The 25,906-nt window shown below is 53.6% G+C and carries 25 protein-coding genes, 1 pseudogene and 1 riboswitch; of the genes and pseudogenes, 21 read left to right on the top strand and 5 right to left on the bottom strand.

All coding sequences use genetic code 11. The features are described from left to right. Window positions 1–39 precede the first annotated feature (39 nt). The 4 genes and pseudogenes from RAC89_RS15505 to RAC89_RS15520 all read left to right on the top strand — a co-directional run bounded on the left by RAC89_RS15505 (window position 40) and on the right by RAC89_RS15520 (window position 5,030). Window positions 40–1,184 (top strand): annotated as a pseudogene (locus tag RAC89_RS15505) (IS3 family transposase). Between the two features lie 230 nt (window positions 1,185–1,414). Next, window positions 1,415–2,542 (top strand): IS110 family RNA-guided transposase, encoded by a 1,128-nt coding sequence (locus tag RAC89_RS15510; protein ID WP_306612462.1) that lies wholly within the window; start codon window positions 1,415–1,417, stop codon window positions 2,540–2,542. 929 nt (window positions 2,543–3,471) lie between these two features. Beyond that, on the top strand, window positions 3,472–4,128 hold the full coding sequence (locus tag RAC89_RS15515; RefSeq protein ID WP_306614528.1) for an NAD(P)H-binding protein: 657 nt from the start codon (window positions 3,472–3,474) through the stop codon (window positions 4,126–4,128). Between the two features lie 104 nt (window positions 4,129–4,232). Next, window positions 4,233–5,030, top strand: coding sequence for a helix-turn-helix domain-containing protein (locus RAC89_RS15520; RefSeq protein ID WP_306614530.1), 798 nt, complete (start codon window positions 4,233–4,235; stop codon window positions 5,028–5,030). Between the two features lie 36 nt (window positions 5,031–5,066). On the opposite strand, the gene RAC89_RS15525 is transcribed toward RAC89_RS15520, so the two are convergent. Next, window positions 5,067–5,903 carry an AraC family transcriptional regulator gene (locus RAC89_RS15525; protein ID WP_306614532.1) on the bottom strand — a complete coding sequence of 279 codons (837 nt, stop codon included), beginning with the start codon at window positions 5,901–5,903 and terminating at the stop codon, window positions 5,067–5,069. Between the two features lie 159 nt (window positions 5,904–6,062). Here RAC89_RS15525 and RAC89_RS15530 point away from each other — a divergent pair, with 159 nt between their 5' ends. Together RAC89_RS15530 and RAC89_RS15535 are read left to right on the top strand one after the other, a co-directional pair. Beyond that, window positions 6,063–6,836 (top strand): sugar phosphate isomerase/epimerase family protein, encoded by a 774-nt coding sequence (locus RAC89_RS15530; protein WP_284644172.1) that lies wholly within the window; start codon window positions 6,063–6,065, stop codon window positions 6,834–6,836. A gap of 35 nt (window positions 6,837–6,871) precedes the next feature. After that, the gene (locus RAC89_RS15535; RefSeq protein ID WP_306614534.1) at window positions 6,872–7,897 is read left to right on the top strand and encodes a Gfo/Idh/MocA family protein; all 1,026 of its coding nucleotides are present in this window, start codon (window positions 6,872–6,874) and stop codon (window positions 7,895–7,897) included. 73 nt (window positions 7,898–7,970) lie between these two features. On the opposite strand, the gene RAC89_RS15540 is transcribed toward RAC89_RS15535, so the two are convergent. Beyond that, window positions 7,971–8,288 carry a dehydrogenase gene (locus tag RAC89_RS15540; protein ID WP_306614536.1) on the bottom strand — a complete coding sequence of 106 codons (318 nt, stop codon included), beginning with the start codon at window positions 8,286–8,288 and terminating at the stop codon, window positions 7,971–7,973. A gap of 221 nt (window positions 8,289–8,509) precedes the next feature. Between RAC89_RS15540 and RAC89_RS15545 the strand changes: the two genes are divergently transcribed. Together RAC89_RS15545 and RAC89_RS15550 are read left to right on the top strand one after the other, a co-directional pair. After that, a complete protein-coding gene (locus RAC89_RS15545) occupies window positions 8,510–9,973 on the top strand; it encodes a catalase (protein WP_306614538.1) in 1,464 nt (487 codons plus the stop codon). Between the two features lie 22 nt (window positions 9,974–9,995). Beyond that, on the top strand, window positions 9,996–10,436 hold the full coding sequence (locus RAC89_RS15550; protein ID WP_306614540.1) for a Fur family transcriptional regulator: 441 nt from the start codon (window positions 9,996–9,998) through the stop codon (window positions 10,434–10,436). 65 nt (window positions 10,437–10,501) lie between these two features. Here RAC89_RS15550 and RAC89_RS15555 read toward each other — a convergent pair whose 3' ends face one another. From RAC89_RS15555 to RAC89_RS15565, 3 genes are all read right to left on the bottom strand, one after another. Further along, window positions 10,502–10,972: a cupredoxin domain-containing protein gene (locus RAC89_RS15555; protein ID WP_306614542.1), complete on the bottom strand. Its 471-nt coding sequence runs from the start codon at window positions 10,970–10,972 to the stop codon at window positions 10,502–10,504. A 108-nt stretch (window positions 10,973–11,080) separates the two neighbouring features. Next, complete coding sequence (locus RAC89_RS15560; RefSeq protein ID WP_306614544.1) at window positions 11,081–12,427, bottom strand: S-layer homology domain-containing protein; 1,347 nt, start codon at window positions 12,425–12,427, stop codon at window positions 11,081–11,083. Between the two features lie 126 nt (window positions 12,428–12,553). Continuing rightward, window positions 12,554–13,060 carry an HPP family protein gene (locus RAC89_RS15565; RefSeq protein ID WP_306614546.1) on the bottom strand — a complete coding sequence of 169 codons (507 nt, stop codon included), beginning with the start codon at window positions 13,058–13,060 and terminating at the stop codon, window positions 12,554–12,556. Between the two features lie 122 nt (window positions 13,061–13,182). Between RAC89_RS15565 and RAC89_RS15570 the strand changes: the two genes are divergently transcribed. From RAC89_RS15570 to RAC89_RS15630, 13 genes are all read left to right on the top strand, one after another. Further along, the gene (locus tag RAC89_RS15570) at window positions 13,183–14,136 is read left to right on the top strand and encodes a LysR family transcriptional regulator (protein ID WP_306614548.1); all 954 of its coding nucleotides are present in this window, start codon (window positions 13,183–13,185) and stop codon (window positions 14,134–14,136) included. A gap of 81 nt (window positions 14,137–14,217) precedes the next feature. Next, window positions 14,218–14,820 carry an undecaprenyl phosphate transporter UptA gene (gene uptA, locus RAC89_RS15575; protein ID WP_284644996.1) on the top strand — a complete coding sequence of 201 codons (603 nt, stop codon included), beginning with the start codon at window positions 14,218–14,220 and terminating at the stop codon, window positions 14,818–14,820. A gap of 102 nt (window positions 14,821–14,922) precedes the next feature. After that, entirely contained in the window at window positions 14,923–15,489 is a 567-nt protein-coding gene (locus tag RAC89_RS15580; RefSeq protein ID WP_284644189.1) for a thioredoxin family protein, read from the top strand. Window positions 15,490–15,505: 16 nt separating this feature from the next. Beyond that, entirely contained in the window at window positions 15,506–16,144 is a 639-nt protein-coding gene (locus RAC89_RS15585) for an MBL fold metallo-hydrolase (RefSeq protein ID WP_284644997.1), read from the top strand. A 681-nt stretch (window positions 16,145–16,825) separates the two neighbouring features. Continuing rightward, complete coding sequence (locus RAC89_RS15590) at window positions 16,826–17,107, top strand: hypothetical protein (protein WP_306614550.1); 282 nt, start codon at window positions 16,826–16,828, stop codon at window positions 17,105–17,107. A gap of 221 nt (window positions 17,108–17,328) precedes the next feature. Beyond that, window positions 17,329–18,492, top strand: coding sequence for a YhgE/Pip domain-containing protein (locus RAC89_RS15595; RefSeq protein ID WP_306614551.1), 1,164 nt, complete (start codon window positions 17,329–17,331; stop codon window positions 18,490–18,492). 79 nt (window positions 18,493–18,571) lie between these two features. Next, window positions 18,572–19,228: a TetR family transcriptional regulator gene (locus RAC89_RS15600; RefSeq protein WP_306614552.1), complete on the top strand. Its 657-nt coding sequence runs from the start codon at window positions 18,572–18,574 to the stop codon at window positions 19,226–19,228. Further along, on the top strand, window positions 19,225–19,959 hold the full coding sequence (nfsA, locus tag RAC89_RS15605) for an oxygen-insensitive NADPH nitroreductase (protein WP_306614554.1): 735 nt from the start codon (window positions 19,225–19,227) through the stop codon (window positions 19,957–19,959). The genes RAC89_RS15600 and nfsA overlap by 4 nt, the downstream gene beginning before the upstream one ends. Window positions 19,960–20,025: 66 nt before the next feature. Then, window positions 20,026–20,313 carry a DUF1450 domain-containing protein gene (locus tag RAC89_RS15610; protein ID WP_306616105.1) on the top strand — a complete coding sequence of 96 codons (288 nt, stop codon included), beginning with the start codon at window positions 20,026–20,028 and terminating at the stop codon, window positions 20,311–20,313. Between the two features lie 97 nt (window positions 20,314–20,410). Then, a complete protein-coding gene (locus RAC89_RS15615) occupies window positions 20,411–20,914 on the top strand; it encodes a ferritin (RefSeq protein ID WP_306614555.1) in 504 nt (167 codons plus the stop codon). A 98-nt stretch (window positions 20,915–21,012) separates the two neighbouring features. Further along, a riboswitch (TPP riboswitch) is annotated at window positions 21,013–21,114 on the top strand. Window positions 21,115–21,213: 99 nt separating this feature from the next. Further along, window positions 21,214–21,897, top strand: coding sequence for a thiaminase II (gene tenA / locus RAC89_RS15620; RefSeq protein WP_306614556.1), 684 nt, complete (start codon window positions 21,214–21,216; stop codon window positions 21,895–21,897). A gap of 236 nt (window positions 21,898–22,133) precedes the next feature. After that, window positions 22,134–24,308, top strand: coding sequence for an iron-containing alcohol dehydrogenase (locus RAC89_RS15625; RefSeq protein WP_306614557.1), 2,175 nt, complete (start codon window positions 22,134–22,136; stop codon window positions 24,306–24,308). 268 nt (window positions 24,309–24,576) lie between these two features. Beyond that, entirely contained in the window at window positions 24,577–25,878 is a 1,302-nt protein-coding gene (locus RAC89_RS15630) for an ABC transporter substrate-binding protein (protein WP_306614558.1), read from the top strand. The last annotated feature ends 28 nt before the right edge of the window (window positions 25,879–25,906 follow it).

Here is a 25,906-nt window from a genome sequence, read left to right on the forward strand (position 1 = left end):
ATAAAATAAACTAAAAGGTCGAGGTGTGTCATGGGAGATATTCGTCAGCATTTTGATGAAGAGTTCAAGCGTCAAACCGTAAAACATATGCAAGAGAGTGGGAAAACCCCAGCCGAAGTGTCCAAAGAATTGGATATCCCTGTAAGCAGCATTCGAGCGTGGAGAAAGCAGTTTACCAACACGGGTGAAAAGTCGCAACTGTTTGTCGATTACGAACGACTCAAAAAGCTCGAAGAGATGAATCGAGAACTTCAAGAGGAGAACGAGATTCTAAAAAAGGCGATGCACTTCTTCACGAAAAACCGAGACTGATTTACGCGTTTATCCGTAAATTCCGCTTCCAGTTTCGTGTTGAGAAGATGTGCTCTGTGATGGGCGTTTCCCGAAGCGGTTACTACAAGTGGCTGAACCGAAAGCCAAGCGAACAGGAAAAGCTTCGCAAGAAACGGATGAAGCGAATCCAGCATCATTTCTATGCCTACAAGCGTCGTTACGGCAGTGATAAGATTGCAGCCAAATTGCGTGAAGAAGGCGATACCATCTCGACGAAAACAGTGGCTCGCCTGATGAAAGAGATGGGGCTGCGCTCTTGCACAGTGAAGAAATACAAAGCAACCACCAACTCGAAACATAATCAACCGGTGTATGACAATGTGTTAAACCGCGGCTTTACCGTACTTGCACCGAACAAGGTATGGGTAACAGATATTACGTACATTGGGACATCTAAGGGCTGGGTTTACCTAGCGAGCGTGATGGACCTGTACTCTCGCAAAATCGTCGGTTGGGCGCTTGGGGAGCGAATGACCAAAGAACTAGTGTTGGAAGCGTTTGACCAGGCTTGTGAACGGCAAAAGCCTCCTCCAGGTCTAATTCACCATTCTGATCGAGGCTCACAGTATGCCTCAAACGAATACCGCGAGCGGCTGACGAAGCAGGAGATGATTGGCAGCATGAGTCGTAAGGGCAACTGCTACGACAATGCATGTATCGAGTCCTTCCACAGCGTAATGAAGAAAGAGCTCGTGTACCAAACAAAGTTTCACACCCGAAAACAGGCGTATGATGCAATTTACCGGTACATTGAGTTCGACTACAACCGGATCCGCATCCACTCGACGATTGGTTATCTCACCCCGCATCAGTGCGAGAAGAGGTACTATGAACAACACCAGGTTTCATAGTTTCTGTGTCTACTTTCTTGACAGAGGTCCAGTGTTAAGTACAAGACGCATTGTAACGCGATTTTTTCATCTTACAGTGGCAGATGAACACATATTTGGTACAGTAAGTTAAAATGAACGAAACCGACTACCATTTTGCATTACGTAGGTTGATTTTGGAAATCAATTGAATTGAGTAATCAATCAAATAATCCAAAACAGAGCTACAAACAAAAGGAGTCGGTTTAGTAATGAGTATAACCATAAAATATGTTGGTCTAGACGTATCCAAAGAAAAAATAGCTGTAGCCATCGCCCCCGAAAATAGAAATGAACCCGTCAGGTTCCATGGTGTCATCTCGCATACGAAGGAGGCTGTTCGTAAACTAGTTAATCAGTTAATGAAAGATGATGACGTAAAGTTAAGTATATGCTATGAGGCTGGCCCTACGGGGTTCGTCTTGTATCGATGGCTTTTGGAGATGTATGTGGAATGCAGCGTCATCGCACCAACAGACTTAGAGGGGAATACTCGAATAAAAACAGATAAGAGAGATGCTGTACGTCTAGCGCAGCTCTGGAGAGCAAATGAATTGACAGAGATCTATGTACCACGTCCCGAGGATGAAGCCTTGCGAGATTTGGTTCGGGCCAGGGAAGATGCCGTACAAGACAGGAATCGGCATAAACAGCGTTTAACCAAGTTTCTGCTTCGCCATCAGATCCACCCGCCCAAGGGCGTTCGAGTGTGGACTCAGCCATATGAAAATTGGTTAGATACTTTACGGTTTTCTCGGTGTTGTGAGGATATGGTATTCCAAGAATACCGAAACAGCATCCAAGAAGCTACGAACCGGATCCGAAGATATGAAGCGGAGATGGAGAAGCAAACGAGTGAAGGATGCCAAGCGACCATGATCCAAGCATTGCAGGGGCTCCATGGCGTTGCCCTAATTACAGCCGTTACTGTAGCTTCGGAACTTGGCCACATTGCAGGAAGATTCGCATCCCCTCAGCAGCTCATGAGTTATGTGGGGCTGGTGCCATCAGAACGTTCTAGCGGGGGGAGTCGTTGGCAAGGTGGGATAACGAAAGCTGGAAATGCCCATATACGTAGGGTATTGGTTGAAGCCGCCTGGAGCTATCGGAGCTCACCTGCCATACGGAAAACGCTGCGAGATAGGCAAAAAGGACTGAGTTCGGAAATTGTCAATATCTCCTGGAAAGCACAAAAGCGATTACACCACAAATACAAGAAGCTCCTTTTCAAAGGAAAGCACAAAGGAACCATCATCGCCGCAGTAGCCCGAGAGCTTATAGGTTTCATATGGGCCATAGCCAAGGAAGTAGATAAGCAAAAAAACAGCATCACAGCATAAAAAATAAGGGTATGATTGAATGAAAAAGGAAGTGATTCCGGCTTAGTGAGTTAGGCAATGCGTTACGTTACATTCTTTGGCTCGAGGGCAAAGTACTAAAGCAAGGCAGAGAGTAATAATCCGCGGAAATCACCTGCGCAAAGTCAATCTTTCAGGTAGTGCGGCTTCATGCGCGTCGTAAGTTTAGCAGGTAAGCTCTCTGGTCGTATACAATTCACTTGTGATAACCCACGAATATCAGGTTGCCAACCGGCGCAAAGAACCATTTTGCCCTCGTGCCAAGGAATGAAACTCATTCGAACCACAAGCTCAAATTAAAGAAAGACAGCAGGGAGCACGCCCCCTGCACCCCGTTACTCGCCGTAGGGCAGGGTCTGGCTTGATCAGCCAGACCGAAGTAAAAAAGTATGGGCAGAGTGAACCGCCTGTCAAAAAAGGCATTTGACAGGCTTACTTTAGAGCACTCCAAATCAAGGGTACGTGCTGAGCACTTGACGGTTTCGTTCATATCAGGTGATTTCATAACGTTACAGGGAGCATTACCGGGCCGTGTTAAGCGCCAGACGCCCTGGTAACGCCATCTATCTGCCACAAGTAAACAATTTCTATTTGTACATTTAGTTCAAGATCGGCAAAAGCCCGTTTTTTGCCCATGCCAAAGTATAATTTCAGATAGAAATGACACGTCAATAGGCCGTTCGTAGCTTAAACAATTCGGCAAACTTCTTGTTGAATACCATACATGGGAGTACTCCTTTCTCGTGTAATGGTTGTGGGGAGGTACTCCTGCTTTTGTATGCCGAATAACCTTAATCCACAAGGGCTTTCTAGTTATGAAATTCAGAATATAGTTTGATCGAGCTACGGATAGGAACGGGATTCCGAGCAGGCTAGTTTTCCCAAACCCATCAAGAAGGGATGCGAGGTTTATGAAAAAAGCGCTGGTTGCAGGGGCTACCGGTTTAGTAGGACGAGAGCTGGTTCGCATTCTATTGAATCAGGAGGAATATGCCAAGGTTACGGTGCTCGTCAGAAGAAGGATGAACCTCGAGCATCCGAAGCTGGAACAATTGGTGGTGGATTATGATCGGCTGGAGGGCTTGGCAGGGGAGCTAGTGGAAGGCGCTTCCTTGTTCTGTACCCTTGGGACGACGATGAAGCAAGCAGGCTCGAAGGAGCTTTTCGAGCTTGTGGACTACGAGTACCCCATGACGCTCGGGCGATTGGCCAAACGCTATGGAGCCGAGCAGATGCTGATCGTGACGGCGATGGGCGCAAAGAGGGGTTCGCTGTTTTACTACAACCGGGTAAAAGGGAAGGTAGAGGAGGAGTTGGGCAAGCTGGGTCTGCCTAAGCTATGCATCTTCCGTCCGTCGCTGCTGCTCGGGGACCGGCAGGAGAAGCGGGCGGGGGAGCAGGCGGCGATGAAAGCAGCGGACAAGCTTCCGTTTCTGTTCTCAGGACCATTGGAAAGGTACAAGCCGATTCGGGCGGAGCAGGTCGCGGCTGCTATGGCTGCGGCTGCAAACAATAACATAGAGGGAACAAGAATTTACGAGTCTCGCGATATCGCTGCTATGGCTTGACGAATTCTTAATAAATTTTCGGTTTCGGGCAATAGGGAATATGTGGTATGCTATACTGGAACATATGTTCTATCTTCTTGGCGCTAGGAAGGGAAGGTACAGGAATGGGTACAGCCCGGTATGCAGAAATAGATGAGATCATCACCTACATAGGGAAGCATTTGGATGAGCCGCTTCCGTTGAATCGGTTGGCCGCTCATGTGGCTTACAGCCCGTACCATTTTGCCCGGATCTTTAAGGAAAGAATGGGGCTCCCGCCCCTCTACTATGTATCCTCGCTCCGGCTTCAGCGTGCTAAGGAGCTGCTGCTGAATACCAATTACAGCATTCGCGACATCGGGCTTGAGATTGGACAGCAAAGTCTCGGCACCTTTACGACAAGGTTTACCGAGCGGGTAGGAGTGACGCCGGCGGAATTTCGGACTCAGCAGCTGCACGCGGACCACCACCTGCAAGCCTTGAAGAGGCTGGCGGATTGGCGAACCGTGAGTGCGGCAGTTCCGCAGTATGCTACCGTTCGGGGAACGATTCAGGCGGAGGTGCCCTTCGAAGGGGTAATACTGATCGGATTATTTGCCAGACCGATCCCGGAAGGGATGCCTTTGTACGGGACGCTGATCTCGTCCTTGGGAGACTTCAGCATCCCCGGTGTAAAGCCGGGCACGTACTATTTAATGGCCACTTCTGTAGCCTGGGGAATGCGGGCCAAGGACGTGCTTCTTCCTCAAGCTACCTTGCGGACGCGCTCGAAGAAGCCTATCGTTATCGGCTCGCATCCCTATCCGCCGCACCTGGAAGCAATGCTGCACCCTCCGCACCCGGAAGATCCCCCTATCTTGATATCACTGCCGCTGCTGATGAATTCCTTTCTTCAAAGAACCGTTCAACATAGCCATCGGTAAGAAGCCGCCTTTTCCCATCCGGCAGCGGCTCGGATTTTACGGAGAAGGTGCACCCGGCATAAGGCCGCTGCCGCTCATCGCCGCCTGCCTCCGGTAATCGGAGGGCGACATCCCGTAGCGCTCTCGAAATACGCGATGAAAATACGTATAGCTTCCGAAGCCGGAGGTTTCGGCGATCTGCTCGAGGGTCATGAAGCTGTACTTCATCCGCTCAATAGCGGTCAGAAGCCGCAGCTCCATCGTATATTCAATCATGGTTTTACCGTAGCATTCCTTGAACAGGTGAACGGCGCGCGACACGCTGAGTCCCGCGTGCCGCGCCACATCCTGCACCTTGAACGGGGAAACGGCGTTTTCTTCAATAAATGCCTTCATTCGAAGTGCGGTGAAGGAACGTCCCTGCGGCAAGGCGGTATCCTTAATGGCCTGATCGATGCTTAGGCACAAGGCTTGAAATAACAGCTGCAGCAGCTCCCTATTGTCCTCTTTAAATCTTCGCTTCTCCAGAATGATATGTCTCCAGAGTGAGATCAGCTTCTCATCCGGATTGATCCGCACGCACTGCTGCTTGCGGTTTCTTCCCCACCATTCATCGAGCCACAAACCGGCTGCAACCACATAATAATCGGCGCTGGCAATGACATTCTGGCCTAGTTCATTAACATGCTCTTTTATGGACAACGCGTAGGCATCCCCGGGTTTGTACAGAAGAAGATCTCCTGGCTTCAGCGTGGTCATCTTCCCATCGACATAGGCTTGGCAGGAGCCCTCAGTCTGCAATCGGAACAGATAATTGACTAAGCCGTCGCGCTGATCGATGAAAAAGGGCTGCGCGTGATAAGAATACCCGCACGTCAATACTTCAGCCAGCATGAGCGGCCCCTCCGTTTCGCGATAATAATAGCCAAATAGTTCATGTCTTAGGCACATCGTTGATACCCATTATACGGCATGTCTTTTTATAATGGAATTAATCCCGCGAGGTCACTTGCGGCTGGGTAGAGACAATCAAATCAATGGAGCGTGAGCGGCATGAGAAAAATGGGTATCGGGCTGCAAATGTATACTTTACGTGAAGAAACGGCCAAGGACTTTGCAGGAACCCTTCGCAAGGTAGCGGAGCTCGGCTACGAGGGAGTGGAATTCGCAGGCTACGGCGGCATGACGGCTGAAGAGGTCCGCGATTTGCTGCAGGAGCTGAACCTGAAGGCGATCGGAAGCCATATCGGCATAGCGGCGATCCGGGATAATCTGCAGGGTGAAATCGCTTACCTAAAAACCATCGGTGCAAAGTACTTCATCTGTCCATGGCTGCCGATTGCGGAGTACCAAACCACGGAGGCCTGGAAGGCGCTGTTCGAGCTGTTCAAGGAAGCGGGAGCGGCTTGCCAGAAGGAGGGCTTGATTTTCGGATACCACAATCATGCCTTTGAATTCGAGCAGAAGGTAGACGGCGAATTTGTATTTGACGCGCTCTATTCAGCCACTTCGCCGGAGTCGGTGCAGGTGGAAATGGATACGGGCTGGGTACAGTTCGCAGGTCAGGATACGCTGGCTTACATCGCCAAGTATGCAGGACGTCTGCCGCTGGTTCACCTGAAGGATTACCGAAAGGGTGAACAGGGCGAGATGGTTACCGTAGAGCTGGGGCACGGCGAGCTGCCGCTGGTCGACATTATTGCCGCCTCCGACAAAGCCGGCGCGGAGTGGATCATTGTGGAGCAGGACCGCTGTCAGAATCCGCCGCTCGAGAGCGTAGCGACCAGCATGAATTGGCTTAAGAACAACTACCTGGTGCAGGTTTAATTTTTATTTATTTCTAAAAGGAGTGTCAGTCGAACATGTCCAAAAAATTACGCGTTGCCGTTATCGGCTGCGGAGCGATTGCTCAGCGCCGTCATATTGTGGAGTATGAACAGAACGAGCATGTAGAATTGGTTGCCTTCGCCGACCCGGTGATCGAACGGGCTGAGAAATATGCCGAGAAGCATGGCGCCAAAGCTTACGCTGACTACAAGCAGCTGCTGAAGGAAGTGCAAGTGGATGCAGTAAGCGTATGTACACCGAACGCGCTGCATGCCCCGGTAGCGATTGCCGCTGCGAAGGTTGGCGCTCATGTACTCGTAGAGAAGCCTATGGCTGCCACAGCGGAGGAAGGGCAAGCCATGATCGAGGCCGCACGGGAGAATGGCGTGCTGCTTATGGTAGGACACAACCAGCGTTATATGCCTCCTCATGTGAAGGCGAAAGAGATCCTGGATTCCGGCCGGCTCGGTAAGGTGCTGACATTCCGTACCGCCTTCGGCCATCCTGGGCCGGAGGGCTGGAGTGTCGACGGCCGAGGCAGCTGGTTCTTCCGTAAGCCGGAAGCGGCGATGGGCGCCATGGGCGATCTGGGTGTGCACAAGGCGGATCTGATTCGTCATCTGCTGAGTGATGAGGTGTCGGAAGTAGGCGCATTTGTCGGGACGATCCACAAGGAGGGTACAGACGTGGACGATAACGCAACCTGTATCCTTCGTATGAGAAGCGGAGCGATCGGTACGCTGACGGCCAGCTGGACCTACTACAAAGGCGGCGACAACAGTACGATCATTTGGTGCGAGAACGGAGTCATCAAGATCGATACCGATCCGAAGGACAATGTGATTGTCGAGCTGCGTAACGGGAACGTGGAGCGCTATCAGGTCGGTGCCATGGCAACGAACGAGAAGCAAACGCACAGCGGTGTCGTAGATGCGTTCGTCGGCCATATTCTTGCCGGAACAACACCGCTCGTATCCGGCGAAGAAGGCTTGAAGTCGCTGCAGGTCATTTTGGCTGCGTTTGAATCCCAAGCGACAGGCAGCAATGTGAAATTGGACTAATACCAATCCCTAATCAAACGATAAGCCAGCGATTTCGAGGATTCGAAGCCGCTGGCTTTTTGGCGTTGAGCTATTATCCTCCGAAGGAATCGCGAAAGGCCCTGGCCAGCTTCTCCGCCGGCACTCCCCAAAGCTCCGCAATCTCCGGGCATACATGCTCATCCCACCAGTCGCACAGCAATCGGCGGTTGCTACCGTTCTCGTGAATATATAGAAGACTCAAAACAACCTTCTTATAGTAAATTTCCTCAGCCTGCTCCACCAGATTTTGAGGGATCCATTGGCCCAGCTTCTTGCGGGCGCGATAAAGCTCGCGCTCACAAGAACGGCGGATTTTACGCGCGGAGGGCAGCTCCTGATGGTTGTGCTTCATAGGCGTATTCGGTTTCATCGGCGAATGACACGCTCCTTTCTACCCATAACGTATGCGGGAGCGGCCTAAAGGGAAACAGCGGTCAGCCAAGTTTTCATACGTGCAGGCCGGAAGGGTCTTCATGGGATCTTCATGCAATCCTCATGTGATCTTCATGATCTAATGATAGTGGCATGGTATGATTTGAACACAGATTTAGATTAAGTCTAAATATAATAAATATAAGGGAGAGCTGAACCATGAACCCATATCAGAACAGATTAACCACCAACCAAGGAACGCCGGTAGGCGATAACCAAAATTCCAGAACTGCAGGCCAGCGGGGCCCTGCCTTGCTGGAGGATTATCATTTGCTTGAGAAGCTGGCCCACTTTGACCGGGAGCGTATTCCGGAGCGGGTGGTGCATGCACGCGGCGCAGGGGCACATGGCGTGTTCAGGCTGGAGCATAGTATGGCTGCCCATACGAAAGCTCATTTCCTGCAGGAGGCCGGTACGGAAACACCGGTATTCGTGAGATTCTCGACGGTGATTCATGGCGCGGGCTCCCCCGAAACGGCGCGTGACCCCAGAGGCTTTGCAGTAAAGTTCTATACGCAGGAGGGGAACTACGATCTGGTCGGCAATCACCTGCCGGTATTCTTCATTCGGGATGCAATGAAGTTCCCGGACATGGTCCATTCCCTCAAGCCGGCTCCGGACACGAACGTACAGACGCCGAACCGCTACTGGGACTTCATGTCGCTGTCTCCGGAATCGACGCACATGCTGACTTGGGTGTTTTCCGACCACGGAACCCCGGCCAACTACCGCCAGATGGACGGCTTCGGCGTTCATGCCTTCAAGTGGGTGAGCGCACAGGGCAAGATCACCTATGTGAAATATCACTGGAAATCGAAGCAAGGCGTGGTGAACCTGAGCGTCGCGGAGGCCGGTCGAGTACAGGGACAAGATTTCAGCCATGCGACCCGCGATTTGTACGATCATATTGAGCGAGGGGCGTTCCCGGAATGGGAGCTGCATGTGCAGCTGCTGCCACTTGAGGATATGGATGCGCATGCGTTCGACCCGCTCGATCCGACGAAGGTGTGGCCGGAGGAGCTGTATCCGCTGCACAAGGTCGGCACGATGACGCTGAACCGAAACCCTCAGAACTTCTTCGCCGAAGTGGAGCAGTCGGCATTCTCGCCGAGTGCACTTGTGCCCGGCATCGAACCGTCGGAGGATAAGCTGCTGCAGGGCCGCTTGTTCTCGTATCCGGATACGCAGCGCTACCGGCTGGGAGCGAATTATTTGCAAATTCCTGTGAATTGCCCGTATGCGGCGGTACGCAACCACCAACGTGACGGGGCGATGAATGTGAAGCAGGACCCGTCGCCGGTCAATTATGAGCCGAACAGCTACGCGGACAGTCCGAAGGAAAGCCCGGAGTACCGTGACAGCAGTATGGGACTGCATGGTCATGCTGGACGTCAGCGGATCGAGAAGACCGACGATTTCACCCAAGCGGGGGAGCAGTATCGCAGCTATACGGATAGTGAGCGTGCCCATCTGATTGCTAATCTGGTCGGAGATCTGAAGCAGGTGCATCCTGACATTCAGCTGAGAGCGATATGTAATTTCTTCCGGGCGGATAGCGATTACGGCTTGCGTGTAGCGAAGGGCTTAGGCGTGGATATCAGCAGGTTCGTTCCTGCGAAATAAGCGGAAAGGGGCGGTTTCGAATATGAGGATTCGAAGGAGCGAGGCGGAGGCGGCGCTCGACCGTGCCGGTGTGCGGAGGACAACGCAGCGGCAGCTGCTGCTGGAATATCTCTATGAGAAGCTGTCCCATCCTTCAGCGGAGCAGCTGCATAGGGCGATCTATCAAGACTTTCCCAGAGAGGTTAGCATGCCGACCGTGTACAAAAATTTAAAGGTGCTGAATCGGCTCGGCCTGGTGCAGGAATTTTACCTACACGGCAGCTCGGTAGCGCGGTACGATACGGATGTGACGGCCCACCATCATCTGGTCTGCATGGATTGCGGAAGCGTAGAGGATTATTACGCCGGTCCGGTAGCCGGAGCGGTGGCGGCAACGCTTGGGGCCGGGTTCGAGCCGGTGCAGCTGTACATGGAGATCAGCGGCCGTTGTAAGGAATGTATGCTGCAAAAGGCGATCTCCTAAGCAAAAAAACAAAGCCGTCTTTCCCTTGCATATCATCAAGCGCCGGGAAAGGCGGCTTTTTCATGTTATTCGTCTACGATCAAGTAACCGACCATCGGCCCGTTGTGGGCGATATCCGGATGGGTCATACAAATGATCCGGTACACCCCCGGCTTGTCAGCCTTAAAGGTCACGACCGTTTCCTGTCCCTTCTTTACCTCGCCTTTCACGTTCAGGCCGTCGATGATGAACGGATGGCTGGCACCGTTGACTCCGAAGATGCTCAAGCGAATGGTTTCGCCTTTCTTAGCGTAGATGGTGCCGGGATCCCAGCGATACGCTTCAATTGTTTTCCCATCCGGCCCGGTGGCTTTGAATTCGCCGGTTACGAGATGGATCGTGCGCTCTTGCCCGGATGCGGCTGCCGCTCCCATCGTGGGCACGCTGTCCTCCTCCTGCTCATACCAGAGCCATGCAGCGCCGGAGATGAGCAGAGCGGCGACGCCGAGCTTCATGTATCGGAGATGCTTGGGGCGGATTACGAAAAATGAGGCCATTGGCACCCTTCCTTTCCGGTGAAGGTTTGTACCAATGTATGCCGAGGCTTGTTCGTTCATGATAAGAAAAGAAAGCACCAACCCTAAAATAGGGCGGTGCTACGCAGATTAGCGGATGGTAAATGTACCTCCGAGCGTTTTATCCGCTACATGGTCTATCGGCTGGATTAAAGAACCTTCCTTGCCTTCCACCTGGTATTGAATGGAAGCAGGCGTTTGGAGGTAGACCGAATACGTTCCAGGAGGGACCGGTGTTCCGTTCGCATCCTTCTGATCCCACGAAAAGTCGATCCCCATGGCGGCCAGCGTATTTAGCGGAATGCGGGTGGCTTCAGGCACCTTGCCTCTCCATACCAGCTCCTGATGCCGGAAAATTTGAATTTCAAAATCATGACCGGTAACCGTGGCGACGGTATTCGGGTCCCGGTTGATCAGGGAAAGCGAGAACGGCACAGGCTCGCCCGCCGGGGCTCCGTCAACACGCGGATAAGTGAGATTCGGAGAAATATGATCCCCGATACTATACACGATATTAAAGCTCACCTGTTCATATTGGTGCTCAAACGCCCATTGTCCCTTGATTTCGGTCAACGGTACGAAGGCGGGCGCCCCATATCCGTCTGTATCCGGTCGGGCAGCTTGGCTGTCTGCATAGATCCACGAATCGCCAAGCCATGGGCTATGGATATGATACCAGTTGTCCGCCTTTTCAAAGGCGTGCACGCTTTGCGGCGCAATCACTGCCAGAGACGGGGCCTCCTTGGAGGGTAGCGAATAGATCTCCGTATTTTGTATTAAGTTAATGTACTCATTGATGGGGACTGCATGAATGGCGGGAGCCTCGACTAGGGCAGCTGAATATTTTTGCTCCTCGTTGGGCTTGGGCTGCAAATCAGGCACCTTTTCCCTCATGCGTTGGACGAACGTCAAGGCTTCCGTACGGGTCAAAGTATCGTTTTTTTGGTAGCCTTCCGGTGTTTTCGCTGTTTTTCCGTCGGACAGCCCCGTATCCAGCAAGTACTGTACGGAATCATCCAAAGTATAATTTTTGCCGGAGGCATTCGTGATGATTCTCGCTACGGTCCCTCTGGTAATGGGAGGGTTGCCTTGGGAAGGTGTCCAGGCCAAGCCCCAGCCCAATTGGGTGCCGTACTGCAAATAGGGGAGAGCCCAATCCTTTTCCTGTGGGTTTGGCCGAAAGTCATCCGGCTGGTAGGCGCGGATCAGCATCGCCAAAAAGTCATTTTGCGTAACCGCCTGGTTCGGGTGGAACGTACCGTCCGGATAGCCGTCGACCACCTTGCGGTCCACCGCCCACTGAATAGGGGCATAGCCCCAAAACTGAGGCGGCACGTCGGAAAATGACAACGGATCAGCCTTCACGGGTGTACCCGACAGTCCCATAAGTCCGGCTGAGAGCGTCAAAACGGCAAGTGTGTTTATCGTTTTTTTCAAAGAAAGGCTCCTCTCCTACTTCTGTTACATCAAGAGCGTTTGCCGATTGTATGATGTTGCATCGGCGCTTCAGCCCAATTGTCACACGGTGGAGGAGAGGAAGTAAATTATTAAATACTGGGACGATTACCACCACTGCTTCGGGTAGGCATATCGCCTATTCAGGCGGTGGAAGCCCCAGGCAACAAGGACAATGACGATGGAGCCGAGCAGCACGGGAGTCAGCAAAAAGCTCCAGCCGACCGTATGGGCTGCGCCCCCGCCGAGCAGAACGACGAGCGGATCGGCCCCTGCGGGCGGATGCACCGTCTTGGTAAGCTGCATGAGAGCGATCGCGAGCCCGACGCCGAGAGCTGCGGCCCAGCTGTGGGACCCGAACGCAGACAGCAGCGTCAAGCCCACCGCCGTGCTCAGCACGTGGCCCCCGACAAGGTTGCGGGGCTGGGCAAGCGGGCTCTCCGGCAGAGCGAACGCCAGCACGCACGAAGCGCCGAAGGGAGCCATAAGCAGGGAAAGCTCGGACAGCTCGCCGAGCCAAGAGACAAGGTAGATGGTAAGGAATCCCCCGAGGCCGGGGAGCGCGGTTAGCCATGGTCTTGGAAGCGGGCTCACTTTTTGGGTTTCTGTGTTCATAACGGATCACCTGTTTCTTTAGACTGTTTTCTTGCTAAGCGATATGCTATCATGATTATACCTATTTGAGTAATGAATACATTCGATATTACATATCGCAAAAAGAAATGAGTGTGACTCGTATGCTCGATCGATTGGATGGAAAGCCGCTTCGCACGTTTGTCGTCGTGTCCGAAACCGGGAGCCTGAGCCGCGCGGCTCAGCAGCTCGGCTATGTGCAGTCGACGGTGACGACGCATATTCGCCTGCTGGAGGAGGCCAGCGGGCGGCGGCTGCTCGATCGCCTGCCGCGCGGCGTCGAGCTGACCGAGGCGGGCCGCAAGCTGGCCGCCTACGCGTCAAGGCTTCTCGCGCTCGGCGAGGAGCTGGAGGCGTCCCTGCGCGAGGACGGCGAGCCGCGGGGACAGGCGCGCCTGCGGGCGCTGGAGTCGTTCTGCGTCGCCTACCTTGGCGGCGTGCTCCAGCGCTACCTGCGGCGCTACCCCTCGGTCGAGCTGGAGCTCGGAGGCGGCTTCCACCGGGATACGGTGGAAGCCGTCCTCGCGCAGCGCGCCGACCTCGGCATCGTCCCGGCCGACCCGCAGCGGCCGGAGCTCGCCTTCGAGCCGCTGGTCGGCGGCTCGCTGGTGTGGGTGGCGGCCCCGCCGGAGGCCGCCGCCATTGCAAGCGAGGGCTGGGCCGCCCTCGCGCGAATGCGCCTCATCGGCTATGGCAGCCGATGCCAGTACACCGGCGCAGCCGAGGAGCTGCTGCGCCGCAACCATGCCGCCTGCAAGGGCACCATCGAGTACGACTCGATGGAGATGATCAAGCAGGCGGTAAAGAGCGGCCTCGGCGTAGCCCTCGTGCCGCGGGTTCATGTCGCGGCCGAGCTGGGCGCCGGCACGCTTGCGGAATGCGCGGCGCTCGGCCGCCGCGACATCGCCTTCGGCCTCATTCGCTTGAAGCACCGCGAGCTCGGCCGCCCGGCGGAGCTGCTGCGCCAGAGCATCCTGCAGCACTTTCGATCGACCGTGTCGCCTGACGGCGAAGCTGCGGCAGCGCCCGCAAAGGATGCGGCATCAGAAGCAGTATGATAGAATAGGATAATTAGAGAGGGAGGGGCAAGCCCTCCATTTTGACAGGGGAGAGAGGAAGAGGCTGGAATCATGAGAGAGATGTTGCATGAGCTGGTTATGTCGGCGCTTCATTTTGTTGAGGGGCTCGGCGTGTGGGGCATTATGTTCGGACTAATGATTGAGGTCATCCCGAGTGAAATCGTATTGGCCTTCGGAGGCTATCTCGTAGCCCAAGGCAAAATCTCCTTCGTCGGAGCGGTCATCTTCGGCACGGTCGGCGGGGTCATTGCCCAAATCTTCGTCTACTGGATCGGGCGTTACGGAGGCAGGCCGTTTCTGGAAAGATACGGAAAGTACATCCTCATCAACAAACACCACATCGATGTAGCGGAGCAGTGGTTTAACCGCTACGGCACGGGTGTTATTTTTACCGCGAGATTCATTCCCGTCGTCCGTCACGCAATCTCGGTTCCGGCAGGCATGGCCCGGATGTCGCTGACCCGATTCACGGTGCTTACCACCTTGGCGGTCATTCCGTGGTCGATCCTTTTCGTCTACTTGGGACAGGCGCTCGGCGATAACTGGGAGCAGATCGACGAATTGGCGGCGCCTTACGTCAAGCCGTTTATTTTTGCCTCCATTGTGCTTACCGCCGCTTACATCTTGTATCAATTCCTGAAGCGAAATAAAGCTCGCGGATAGCGCGCATGGGATATATGCCTCCGGTCCGGTTGGACGGGGGTTATTTTTTTGGTACAATAAGCCATAGAAAAGAGACGTACCCTAAGAGAGGATGAACCGATCATGGCCAAAAGTGTAGCCGATAAGCTCAAGAAAGGGATTTCCCCCAAGCAATTTATGGAGGGCATGGCGAAAAATCAAGAGCGCTTCCAGGAGCTGTACAACGGCTTTCAGTGGGAAAACGAGGATGATAAGGAGTTCTTCGAGTCGCTGAACAACCGTGACGATCTGCGCTGCTTAATTTTGGCGGCCGAATGGTGCGGCGATGTCGTTCGCAACGTACCGGTGGTGTTCCGCGCGCTTGAAATTTCCGGTATCCCTACGGAAGTGCTGATCATGGAAGAACATACCGATACGATGGATCAGTTCCTGACCATGGGCGGCCGTGCGATTCCGATCGTCATTTTCGCGGATTTCAGCGGTCATGTGCTGGGTCAGTGGGGTCCTCGTCCGAAGCATGTGCAGGCGGTTATGACCAAGTTCAAGCAGGAGAATCCGGATCGCAACGCACCGGACTATGATGAGAAGATCAAGGTCGCTCGTGAGGAAATGGGCCGCCAATACGGCGAGGGCAACGGCTACCAGACGGTTATCGTTCAAGAGCTGCGCGAGCTGCTGTCTTCGTTCTAAGGCGGATTTGACGGATATGGACAATCATGAGCTGAAAATAGAAACGTTCTCCCTCGGCCCTTTGCAGACGAACGCCTATCTGCTTACGGTGCCCGGTGTGGAGCAAGGGGTCGTCATCGACCCGGGGATGAATCCTGAGCCGCTCCTGAAGCGCATCGCCGACATGCCGATCGAAGCGATCCTGCTGACGCACGCTCACTTCGACCATATCGGCGGCGTTGACCGGCTGCGCAAGCTCAAGGGCTGCCCGGTGTATCTGCACGATGCCGAGGCCGATTGGCTGACCAATGCCAACCGCAACGGCTCCGCTCGCTGGTCGGATGTTACGCCGCCCATTACGACGGATCCCGCTGAATTTGCCTTGGATGAGGGCATGCAGCTGAAGCTGCTCGGCGGCTTGACGTTCCGGATGTACCACACGCCGGGCCATTCGCCGGGCAGTGTGAGCATCCACTACGGCAAGCATTTGTTTGGCGGCGATGTGCTCTTCAAAATGTCGGTCGGCCGCACGGACTTGCCGGGAGGCAGCAATAACGAGCTGCTGGATTCGATCCACGGCAAGCTGTTCAAGCTGCCGGACGAGACGATCGTCTACCCTGGCCATGGGCCCAGGACATCGATCGGCTTCGAGCGCGAGAACAATCCTTATGTGTAATCGCTAAGCCGTTCCTCCTTCATGTTGAAGGAGGGATGGCTTTTTGCATTTTCGGCTATGCGGGGATTAAGTTAACTGACCAATAACGGACTTTTAGGGTGTTAATGGGTAGAATTTTGCTCGTTTGAGATGAATAGCGGATTGTTAGGGGGTTATTTGGATGAAATCGGGTTGTTTTCGCTTAATCGGGTTAGCTCTATCGGATTTAGCTCCCTCAAAGTCCGTTAAATCTCAACAATTCCTTAATTAGCTTGAGATAACTCCCTCATAATCCGTTAATGCATGTCTATCAACCCATTATTATTACCCCGACCTCCCAGGGCAGTTGAATTACACCCTCGATACCGGCCAAAGCCTGCCTCCAGCAATCATCTCGCCCAAGTACACCGCTGTACGGCTTTCCCGGTCACTCTCTACCATTCCGGCTTCCTCCCGGGTTCCCCGCCCTTCCAGCCGGAATCTCCTCCCATTTCGCTATGCCCTTCACTCGCCGCTGCTCCCTCCACGCGAGCCTGTCTTTACCGGGCAGCCGTCTATTTTTTCTCATCTGGGTGAATACCGTGTGCGGCTTGGGTGTTTTTCCATAGACTGTTGATGTGTTCAGGATAGGAACACTTGCATCATGTCACAAAGCCTACGGCACGAAGCCCAAGGCTCCATTACACGGAGGTGTCCTTTCATATGGAAAAGTACAAACCGATGCCAATGCCAATGCCGATGCCGGCTCCAGTAGCGCAAGCCCCGGCGGCCCCGATGCCGATGCCAATGCCGACTCCAATGCCGCAGCCTTCCTATTCAGCGCCGATCAACATTCACGCCAGCTATGAGGAAATCAATGTATATGCGCCGAAGAAGCAACAGCATCATCATCATGTGCATGCACATGGGGGCTGGATGTCGGCCGGAGCGATTCTCGTGCTCTACATTTTGCTCGTTATCATTCTTCGCGGAGTTAGATGCTAAGAAGATAGCGTAAGCAGGCGGCCATGAACGGGAAGCCGACAGGCCCAGTCGGCTGAACCGCCATGTAACGCCAAGGCTCCCTGTAGTAACGCTCGGGCAGGGAGCCTTGCGGTGGTGGTTGGTGGGTTGACAGGAGCAGCTACTATCCTTTATTATTTAAACAAACGTTTAATTAAATTAAACGTTTAGCAAAAGGATACATACAAAGGAGAGAAATCTGCATGCTTTCAGCTTTACAAGCTTATTTCAAGAAGCCGACCACGATAATCGGAATCGTGACGGCGATGATGTTTCAAGTGATCTTTAGTCTGGTGTGGATGACCGGTTATGACGGGGTCACGGATAACGCGAAGAATCTCAAGATCGCCGTTGTGAATGAGGACAAGGGGATGGGCCCCAAGGTCGTCGACAATCTGAAATCCGCGTTACCGTTCGTCCTCGAGATGAGCGCTACGCCTGAAGAGGCGAAGGCCAGACTCGATCGCCGCGAGGTGCAGATGGTGCTGCACGTTCCGGCGGACTTTACCCCTCTGCTGCAGGCAGCGGGCCAGAAAGCGCAAATTCACTATTCCATTAACGAGTCCAACCCGGCCTTGATCAAATCCATGATGCAAAGCGTCGCGGCCGGCGTCACCGCATCCATCAACAAGGAAGCGACGATCGCAGGAGCGGAGGCCGTGCTGACGCTAGCAAGTCTGCCGCCTTCCCAGGCGCATGGGATTGCGCAGGGGCTCGCTGAGAAGGTTGCCGCCGATTATGAATTTACGAACCCGGTCAGCGGGATGAACAATCAGATGATTCCGATGATGCTCGTCCTGGCCTCCTTCGTCGGAGCGATGATCATGGGAATGAATCTCCAGCAGTCCACTATGATGATTGGAGGCGGAGTGTCCAAGTGGCATAAATACGGTGCCCGCGTCCTCATTAATATAGTATCGTCAGTAGTCATCGCCCTCATCGGCTCTGCGCTGGTGCTGCTGCTCGGAGGAAAAACCGTAGCCGGCTTCGCGGCCATGTGGCTGTTCCAGTCACTGTTCCTGCTTACCTTTATGTTCTTCTCCCAATTGTTCTTAATCGTGTTCGGTATGGCAGGCATGCTGCTTAACATCGCCAGCCTGTCCATACAGCTAGTTTCCTCGGGAGCGATGGTGCCGCGTGAGCTGCTGGGCAGCTTTTACCATAGCATTAGCCAATATTTGCCGGCGACCTATGCCGTCGAAGGGAGCATGAACCTGCTGTTCGGCGGACCGAGTGCAGCTTCCGCAGCATGGGCTCTAGCGGCCATCGCGGTCGTTTGTGCAGCTTTGGGTGCCCTTGCAACCGGTCTGCGCAAAGAGGCTACCACGAAGGCGGCGGCACCGGCCGGCAAGCCGGCTTTATCCTAGTTCTGCAGCGGGTTCTGCGTCATGGAGACGTTTGCATACAGCAAGAGGAAACGATTATAATGAATGCTAACGCGTTGACATGAGGAGTGCAGCTATGGCACACAACGATTCCGATATGAAAATCCGCATTTTGCTCGCCGCCAAGAAGCTGTTTGCCCAGCAGGGGTATGACGGTACCAGCGTACGCCAAATTTGCGAAGAGGCCGGTGCCAATGTGGCGCTAGTCTCCTACTATTTCGGAGGGAAAGAGAACGTATTCCGCGCCCTGTTCGAAAGCTTTTTTCCCGGACAGCGCATACCACAATATGAAGAGCTGCTGAAGGAGCCGGTCGAGGGCCTTGCGCTCATCGTCCGCGAGGTGATCTTGTTCAGCTTCACCGACCCGGAGCTGAGCTCGATCCTGCAGCAGGAGATGACGATCAATTCAACGCGAATTTGCTCGGTCACCGCTTTTACCCATCCGGTGTGGCAGAAGGTAAGAGAACTGCTGGAAAAGGGGAAGGCTCTTGGGCGGTTTCAGTATGACTCCCTAGATTATGCCATGATGATGGTTGTCGGGATCGTTCTGGCTCACAAGAAACGAGAGTACTTTGCGCCGATTCTGGATACCAAGGTGGAGAATGGAGAGGAGACGGCTAATCAGGCGGCTCTCTTCGTACTCAGAGCATTAGGTTCGGACATGCCGAAGAAGCTTCCGGTTATTCCGGCACCGAAAGAAGGAGGAAGCACCCTATGAAGGAAACGCTGGAGCTGCTGCTGAAGCACCGGTCCATTCGCAAATTTACGAACCAGCCTGTCCCCGAGAACCAATTCGAAGCTATCATAGCCGCGGCACAGCGAGCCTCGACCTCCAGCAACATGCAGGCGTACAGCGTCATCCGGGTTCAAAGCCCCGAGCTGCGTAAGGCGCTTGCCGAGCTGGCAGGCCATCAGGCTTACATCTTCGAGTGTGCGGAATTTCTCGTATGGTGCGCCGACCTGCATCGGCTGCAGCATGCCTGTGGATTGTATGGGAAAGAGCTGGCACGGACGACCGAGAATTTCGTCATCGCCACCGTGGATGCGTCGCTGGCCGCACAGAACGCAGCAGTAGCGGCCGAAGCGATGGGACTCGGCATCGTCTACATCGGCGGGATCCGCAACCAGATTGAGCAAGTATCCGAGCTGTTGAAGCTTCCGGAGCTGGTGTACCCGGTGTTCGGGATGTGTATCGGATACCCGGAGCAAGCGCCGGATCAGCGGCCTCGCCTTCCACAGACAGCCGTGGTGCATACGGATGTGTACGACGAAGGGAAGCATAACGAGGAAGTCGCTTCCTACGATCGGGAGTACCGAAGCTACATACTTGAGCGTTCCGGCGGAAAGCGGGATACCGTCTGGTCGCGCGAGATGTCGGAGCGGGCCTCCAAGCCGCTGCGGCTGCAGATGAAGCCGTTTTTGAAGAGCAAAGGATTTTTACAGGAATAATCCTATAACGCCTGCCCTGAAGGAATGATTCTTCGGGTAAGGCGTTTTTTCGTGTTGACAGTGAGAATGAGAAGCATTATCATTTGGAATAACGGATACTTTTTGAAAGAAGGGCTGCCATCCATGAAGAAGATCAAGTACTGCTGCAAGAATTGGAAGCAAGGCACCAAATCCGTCTACCGAACGATGAAGGAACAGTACCCAGACCTGAAGCAGAAGAAGAAGGATTGTCTCGGAAACTGCCGAATGTGCTCCAAGCAATGCTTTGTGAAGATCGGCAAGAAGGATACGATCTGCGCCATGTCGCCGGAGGAGCTGTACGAGAAGCTGAGCGCTCTGCTGAAGAGTTCATAATAGAGATTCATATTGACGGTAATTTCGGTTACAATATATTGGAATAACGTAAGGTCTGACGACCATTACATGAACGTACTGAGAGGAGCATCCTGCATTGAACGAGCCCTTATATCAAGCATTGAATGACCAAATGAATTTCGAATTTCTATCCTCCCAGGTGTATCTGGCTAAGGCGGCTTATTGTTCGGCGGAGAGCTTGGACGGCTTCGCGAACTTTTTTATTGTGCAAGCGGAGGAAGAGCGGTTTCATGCGATGAAAATCTACAAGTTCCTTAACGCACGCGGCAAACGCGTAACGTTCAAAGGAATGCCGGACCCGAACAACGAATACAGCTCGGTGCTGGATGCATTTGAGCAAGGGTACGCGCATGAGCAGGAGGTAACCCGGCGTATTTATCATCTCTCCGATCTGGCTCTGAATGATCGTGAGCACGCGACCATTCACTTCCTTAAATGGTTTATCGACGAACAGGTGGAAGAGGAAGCGATGTTCGACGGACTGATTCAGAAGCTGAAGCGCATTGATAAAGACAGCAATGCCTTCTTCATGCTGGATGCCGAGCTTGCGAAGCGGACCTTTGTGCCGCCGGCGGAATAACGGAAGCTGCAGCTCTTCACCGAGGGGCTGCCGTTTTTGTTTTGGAGCCATCTTAGCATTGCTTAACCGAGACCGATATGGTACCATTTTCCTGTTAGAAATACCACTAGGGGAGCCGACAGGCTGAGACGGGATGCCATCCCGGACCCTTCGAACCTGATCTGGGTGATGCCAGCGTAGGGAAGTGGAGAGCCGTAGATCCTGTCACATGAGCTGTGTCAGCGAACCTCTCCCTTCGTCGGAGAGGTTTTTTGTTATCCTTGTCTCAGCACTGAGGCGGTATGAGGAGGAAGCACAATATGACTAGCTTTACCGGGCAGCTTAGGCAGGACTTTGACGCTATTTTTGAAGCCAATTATCATCATCCCTTCATTCGGGGCGTGGGCCGTGGGGAGCTGATGGCCGATCAGCTTATCCATTATGTGAAACAGGATTACGAATATTTGAATGCATATGTGCGCGCTTACGGTCTGGCGGTATCCAAATGCTCCACACGGGAGGAGATGGCCTATTTTCAAGAGAAAATCGGCTTTATTCTTAACGATGAAACCCATCCGCATCGAAACTTCTGTGAAGCCGCCGGGGTGAGCTACGAGGACCTGCAGGGCTTCCGGCCGGCGCCTGCCGCTCATCATTATATTCGGCATATGCTCACGGTTGCTCACGAAGGAACGCTGGGAGAAATCATGTGTGTACTGCTGCCCTGTCCTTGGATCTACTGGGATATTGGGGAAAGGCTGGTCAAGGAGTTCAACCCTCAGCCGGATCATCCGTACTATGATTGGATCCAGTTTTATGCTTCGGAACGAATAGCTTCGGCAACGCGGGAGCTTTGCCGGAGAATTGACGTATGGGCAGAGGAGCGGGCGACAACGGCCGAACGTGAGCGGATGCGCGAGCATTTTGAGCTAAGCGCTCAAATGGAATATATGTTCTGGGACATGGCGTATCATGTGCAGGATTGGCCAGTGAAGCTGAAGTGAAGGAAGACGCCTCAACGTAGGGAAAGAACTCTTTGCGGGGAAAGCGTCTTTTTTTCGATGGAAACCGAACTTGCCCCGGCCGCCGCACGCTGTAAAATGATGTTTACACGCAAAATTACAGTGTGATAAAATGAACCTAATTTTGAACAAATGCTTTATAGTGAGACAAATGTTCAATGTAGAGATGAGCCTGTAGAAGGTCTAGTGGGGATCGGTAACGGGAGAGGAGCAGGAGAATGAAGGAGCTAGTGGAAGCCTACCGTGGCGAAATGCTGGATAAACGGCTCGAGGAGCTGGTCCATTTCGTCTATCGCTGTGAATGCGGTCAGGAGCACAGGGTCGACCTGCAAAAGGTCGTCATCGAGGAAGGGGCGCTTTGCCGCGTACACGAGGTGATCGCCGAGCTGCAATTGGGCACTAAGGCCTTGTTGATCGCAGACGATCGTACCTATGAGGCCGCAGGGGAGCGGCTGTACCGAATGCTAAGCGAGCAAGGACTCGATATTACGCTTAGCGTGAATCATGAGAAGAACCTGTACGCGGATGAAAAGGCACTGGGCAAAGCGCTGATCGACATCGAACCGGATACGGAATTCATCATTGTGGTGGGCGCAGGTACACTGAACGATACGGCCCGATATATAAGCTATAAGCTGAACCTTCCTTATCTTGTCGTAGCCACCGCACCGTCCATGGACGGGTATGCCTCTACCGGATCGCCGCTGCTTGTGGAAGGCTTCAAGAAAACGTTCCTTGCCGTTTCTCCAGCGGCCATTATCGGGGATCTGGATATTTTGGCTGCGGCTCCGCGGGAGATGATGGCGGCTGGCTTCGGGGATATGCTGGCCAAAATCACGGCGCTTTGCGATTGGAAGCTGGCGGCTGCGGTGGAGGAGGAGCATTACTGTCCTCTTATTTCAAAAATGATGGTGAAAGCACTGTCCTTATGTATCAATCATGTCCAAGGCTTAGCTGATGGGAAGAAGGAAGCCGTAGGTTATGTAATGGAAGGCTTGGTTCTTTCGGGAATCGCCATGCAGATGCTGGGTAACTCCCGTCCCGCATCCGGCTCGGAGCACCACATGTCTCATTACTGGGAGATGCTGCACGTCATGCAGGGGCATGATCCGGAGCTGCATGGGGTCAAGGTGAGCATAGCAACCTTATTCATTATTTCCATGTATCACAAGCTGCTTGAGCTGCCCGCGGAATCTCTGAATATGATAGAGAAATCGGAAGAACAGCTGGCCCGCTGGGAAAGTGAAGTTGGAAGATGCTACGGGCCGCTTGCTCAAGAGGTCATAGGCAGCAACCGAAAGCTGTTCCTGAAGCAGGAGGAGCTGGAGGGAAGGCGGCAGAGGCTTACAGCAAGGTGGGAAGAGCTGAAGGCAGAGTTCTCGCTGCTGCTGCAGCTGGCCCCGGAAGCGAAGCAGCTGCTGGAGCTGCTGGGTGCGCCCGTATCTCCTGAGCAGATCGGGATCGATCGCGATACTACTCGGGATGCTCTGCTCTATGCCAAAGAAGTGCGCGGACGATATACGATCCTTCAGCTCGCGGACCAGCTGGGGCTCCTTGAGTCCTTCGCCGAAGAGCTGCTGCAGGAGCCCGGAAGTCGGACCGATACCGTCTATTGGCAGGCGCATAGAGGCGGAGGAGCCTACGAAGCGCCCGATAATACGATGGCCGCCAACCGTTATGCCTGGGGGCTTGGCGGGATCCCGGAGGCGGACATTCGCACGACCAAGGATGGGATAATCATTTGTCTTCATGATGAGACGATCGCCCGCACCACGACAGCCCCTGATTCGATCGCTCGGCTGCCGGTTTCGGAGCTGACGTATGACGAAGTCCGCAAGTGGGACGCCGGGAGCAAATTCGACCCGAAATTTGCGGGCGAACGGATTCCTTCCTTAGAGGAAGCCTTCCAGGAGATGCAGGGCTATCCGGAACGGGTAATGTACCTCGACTTGAAGGAAGTAGACCTAAGGCGGCTAGGGGAGCTCATTGACCGGTATGAAGTGAACCGGCAGGTGATTTTTACCCATAACAGGCAAGAAAACTGTAAGCGGATGAAGCAGATCACGGAAGGCGTGCGCACGATGCTGTGGGTTGGCGGCAGCGGGGAGGCCATCAAGCAAACCTTCAGTTCGGCGCTGCAGAGCGGATTCGAAGGCTTGGATCAGATCCAGCTTCACCTTAAGGGATCGGTCGGTTCCGCGCCGTGGCCCTACGAGTTGGAGCCGGAGTTTCTTAGCTACGCCTTGGATGCGACGAAGAAGGCAGGGATCGATTTGGAGGTGCTGCCGTTCCAATTCAATCGGGAGACGATGCAGGAGCTTCTGCAGCTGGGGATTCGCTGGTATGCAACCGATGAGCCGGCTCGCTTCTTGGAGTGTATTGGGAAATCCTAAAGCGATGCGTATTAAGGGAAAAGACGGAAGTTGTGCTTGGAGGGAAGCTGCCGGCAAAAGCGGGGGCTTCCTTTTTATACAGTTGAATGAAGAAAATTACCACCATTAAAAATATTTATGGCGTAAATATCCACCGGATGATATACTTGCTTCAGGAAGTTCATGGAACTAGTGTAATTCATCTTCGACAGCGCTTTCTTACCTAGACTCAGCTGGCATCGGTCTGTCGAAGATTACAAATATTTTATGGAAAAGGGAGTAGATGTAGATGAAGTTAAGCATGAAACGAGCCTTATCCGTAAGTATGGCTGCCTTAATGGCGACCGGTCTGATTGCCGGGTGTTCCCAAGGAGAATCCAAGCCGCAAGCGGGCAAGCCGGCAGAGAACGCCGCCGCTCCGGCTAAGGACGAACCGGTTACGCTTGAATTCTGGACCATTTCGCTGCAGCCTAAGTTCAATGATTACTTCAATAAGCTGTTTGCCGAGTATCAGGCGACGCATCCGAATGTGAAGATTGATTGGAAGGACTTCCCCATTGATGCCATTCAAAGCCGGCTGTTGACGAGCGTTGCCAGCGGCAACGTGCCTGACGTCGTCAACTTGAATACCGAGCTGGCGAACCAGGTGGGCAGCAAGGGGGCGCTGGCGGACCTGAATCAGCATCTCACTCCCGAACAGAAGGCGGCTTACTTCGATGGCATTTATAACTCCACCGTACTGAACGGCAAAGCCTACGGACTGCCATGGTACACTAGCGCTAGTGTTCTGTTCATGAATAAGAAGCTGGTGGAGAAAGCCGGACTGGATCCGAAGAATCCTCCGAAAACCCGCGAGGAGCTGTTCCAATGGGCCCGCACCATTAAGGAAAAGACCGGTGCAGCAGGCTTTGCCCGAGCGATCAACAGCTCCATTTTCGGCGGCGAAGGGATTCCGCTTCTTTCTGCGGATAAGAAGACGGCTGCCTTCAATACACCGGAAGGCGTTAAGTTTATCGATGAGTATGCGAAGCTGTACAAGGAAGGCGTCATTCCTAAGGAGGATGCAAACTTCGATAAGCAGGTAGCCTACTTTGCGGGCGAGCAGACAGCGTTCCAAATGTCCGGAACGACCTTCATCAACCGGATTAAGACGGCGGCACCGGAAGTATATCAGAACACCGTTGTGGCATCGCTACCACTAGGTAAGAGCGGTACGCGTACCTCCAACACGATGAATATGGTTGTGCCGGCGAAATCCAAGAATGTGAAGGCTGCTGTGGAGTTCGGCGTCTTCTTGACCAATGCGAAGAATCAGCTGGAGTTCTCCAAGGTCGCCAATACGCTGCCTTCCACGAAAGATTCGATTAAAGATCCGTTCTATACGCAAACGGACGGGTCGCTGGAAGCGGAAGCGAAGCTCGCTTCGGCCAAGGGTCTTGAGAAGGCATCGGACTTCCTGCTCGGCGTGGAGAAGGCAGGCGATGTAAACACGGCGGTTAATAAACGTCTGCAAAACATTTTCTTGAACGGAGCGGACATCAAGACGGAGCTGGATGCAGCAGCCAAGGATGTTGACAATGTTCTGAAATAACGATTATCAAGCTGGATGGAGCTGTCCG

The organism is Paenibacillus sp. GD4, assembly GCF_030846225.1.
GTDB lineage: Bacteria > Bacillota > Bacilli > Paenibacillales > NBRC-103111 > Paenibacillus_G > Paenibacillus_G silviterrae.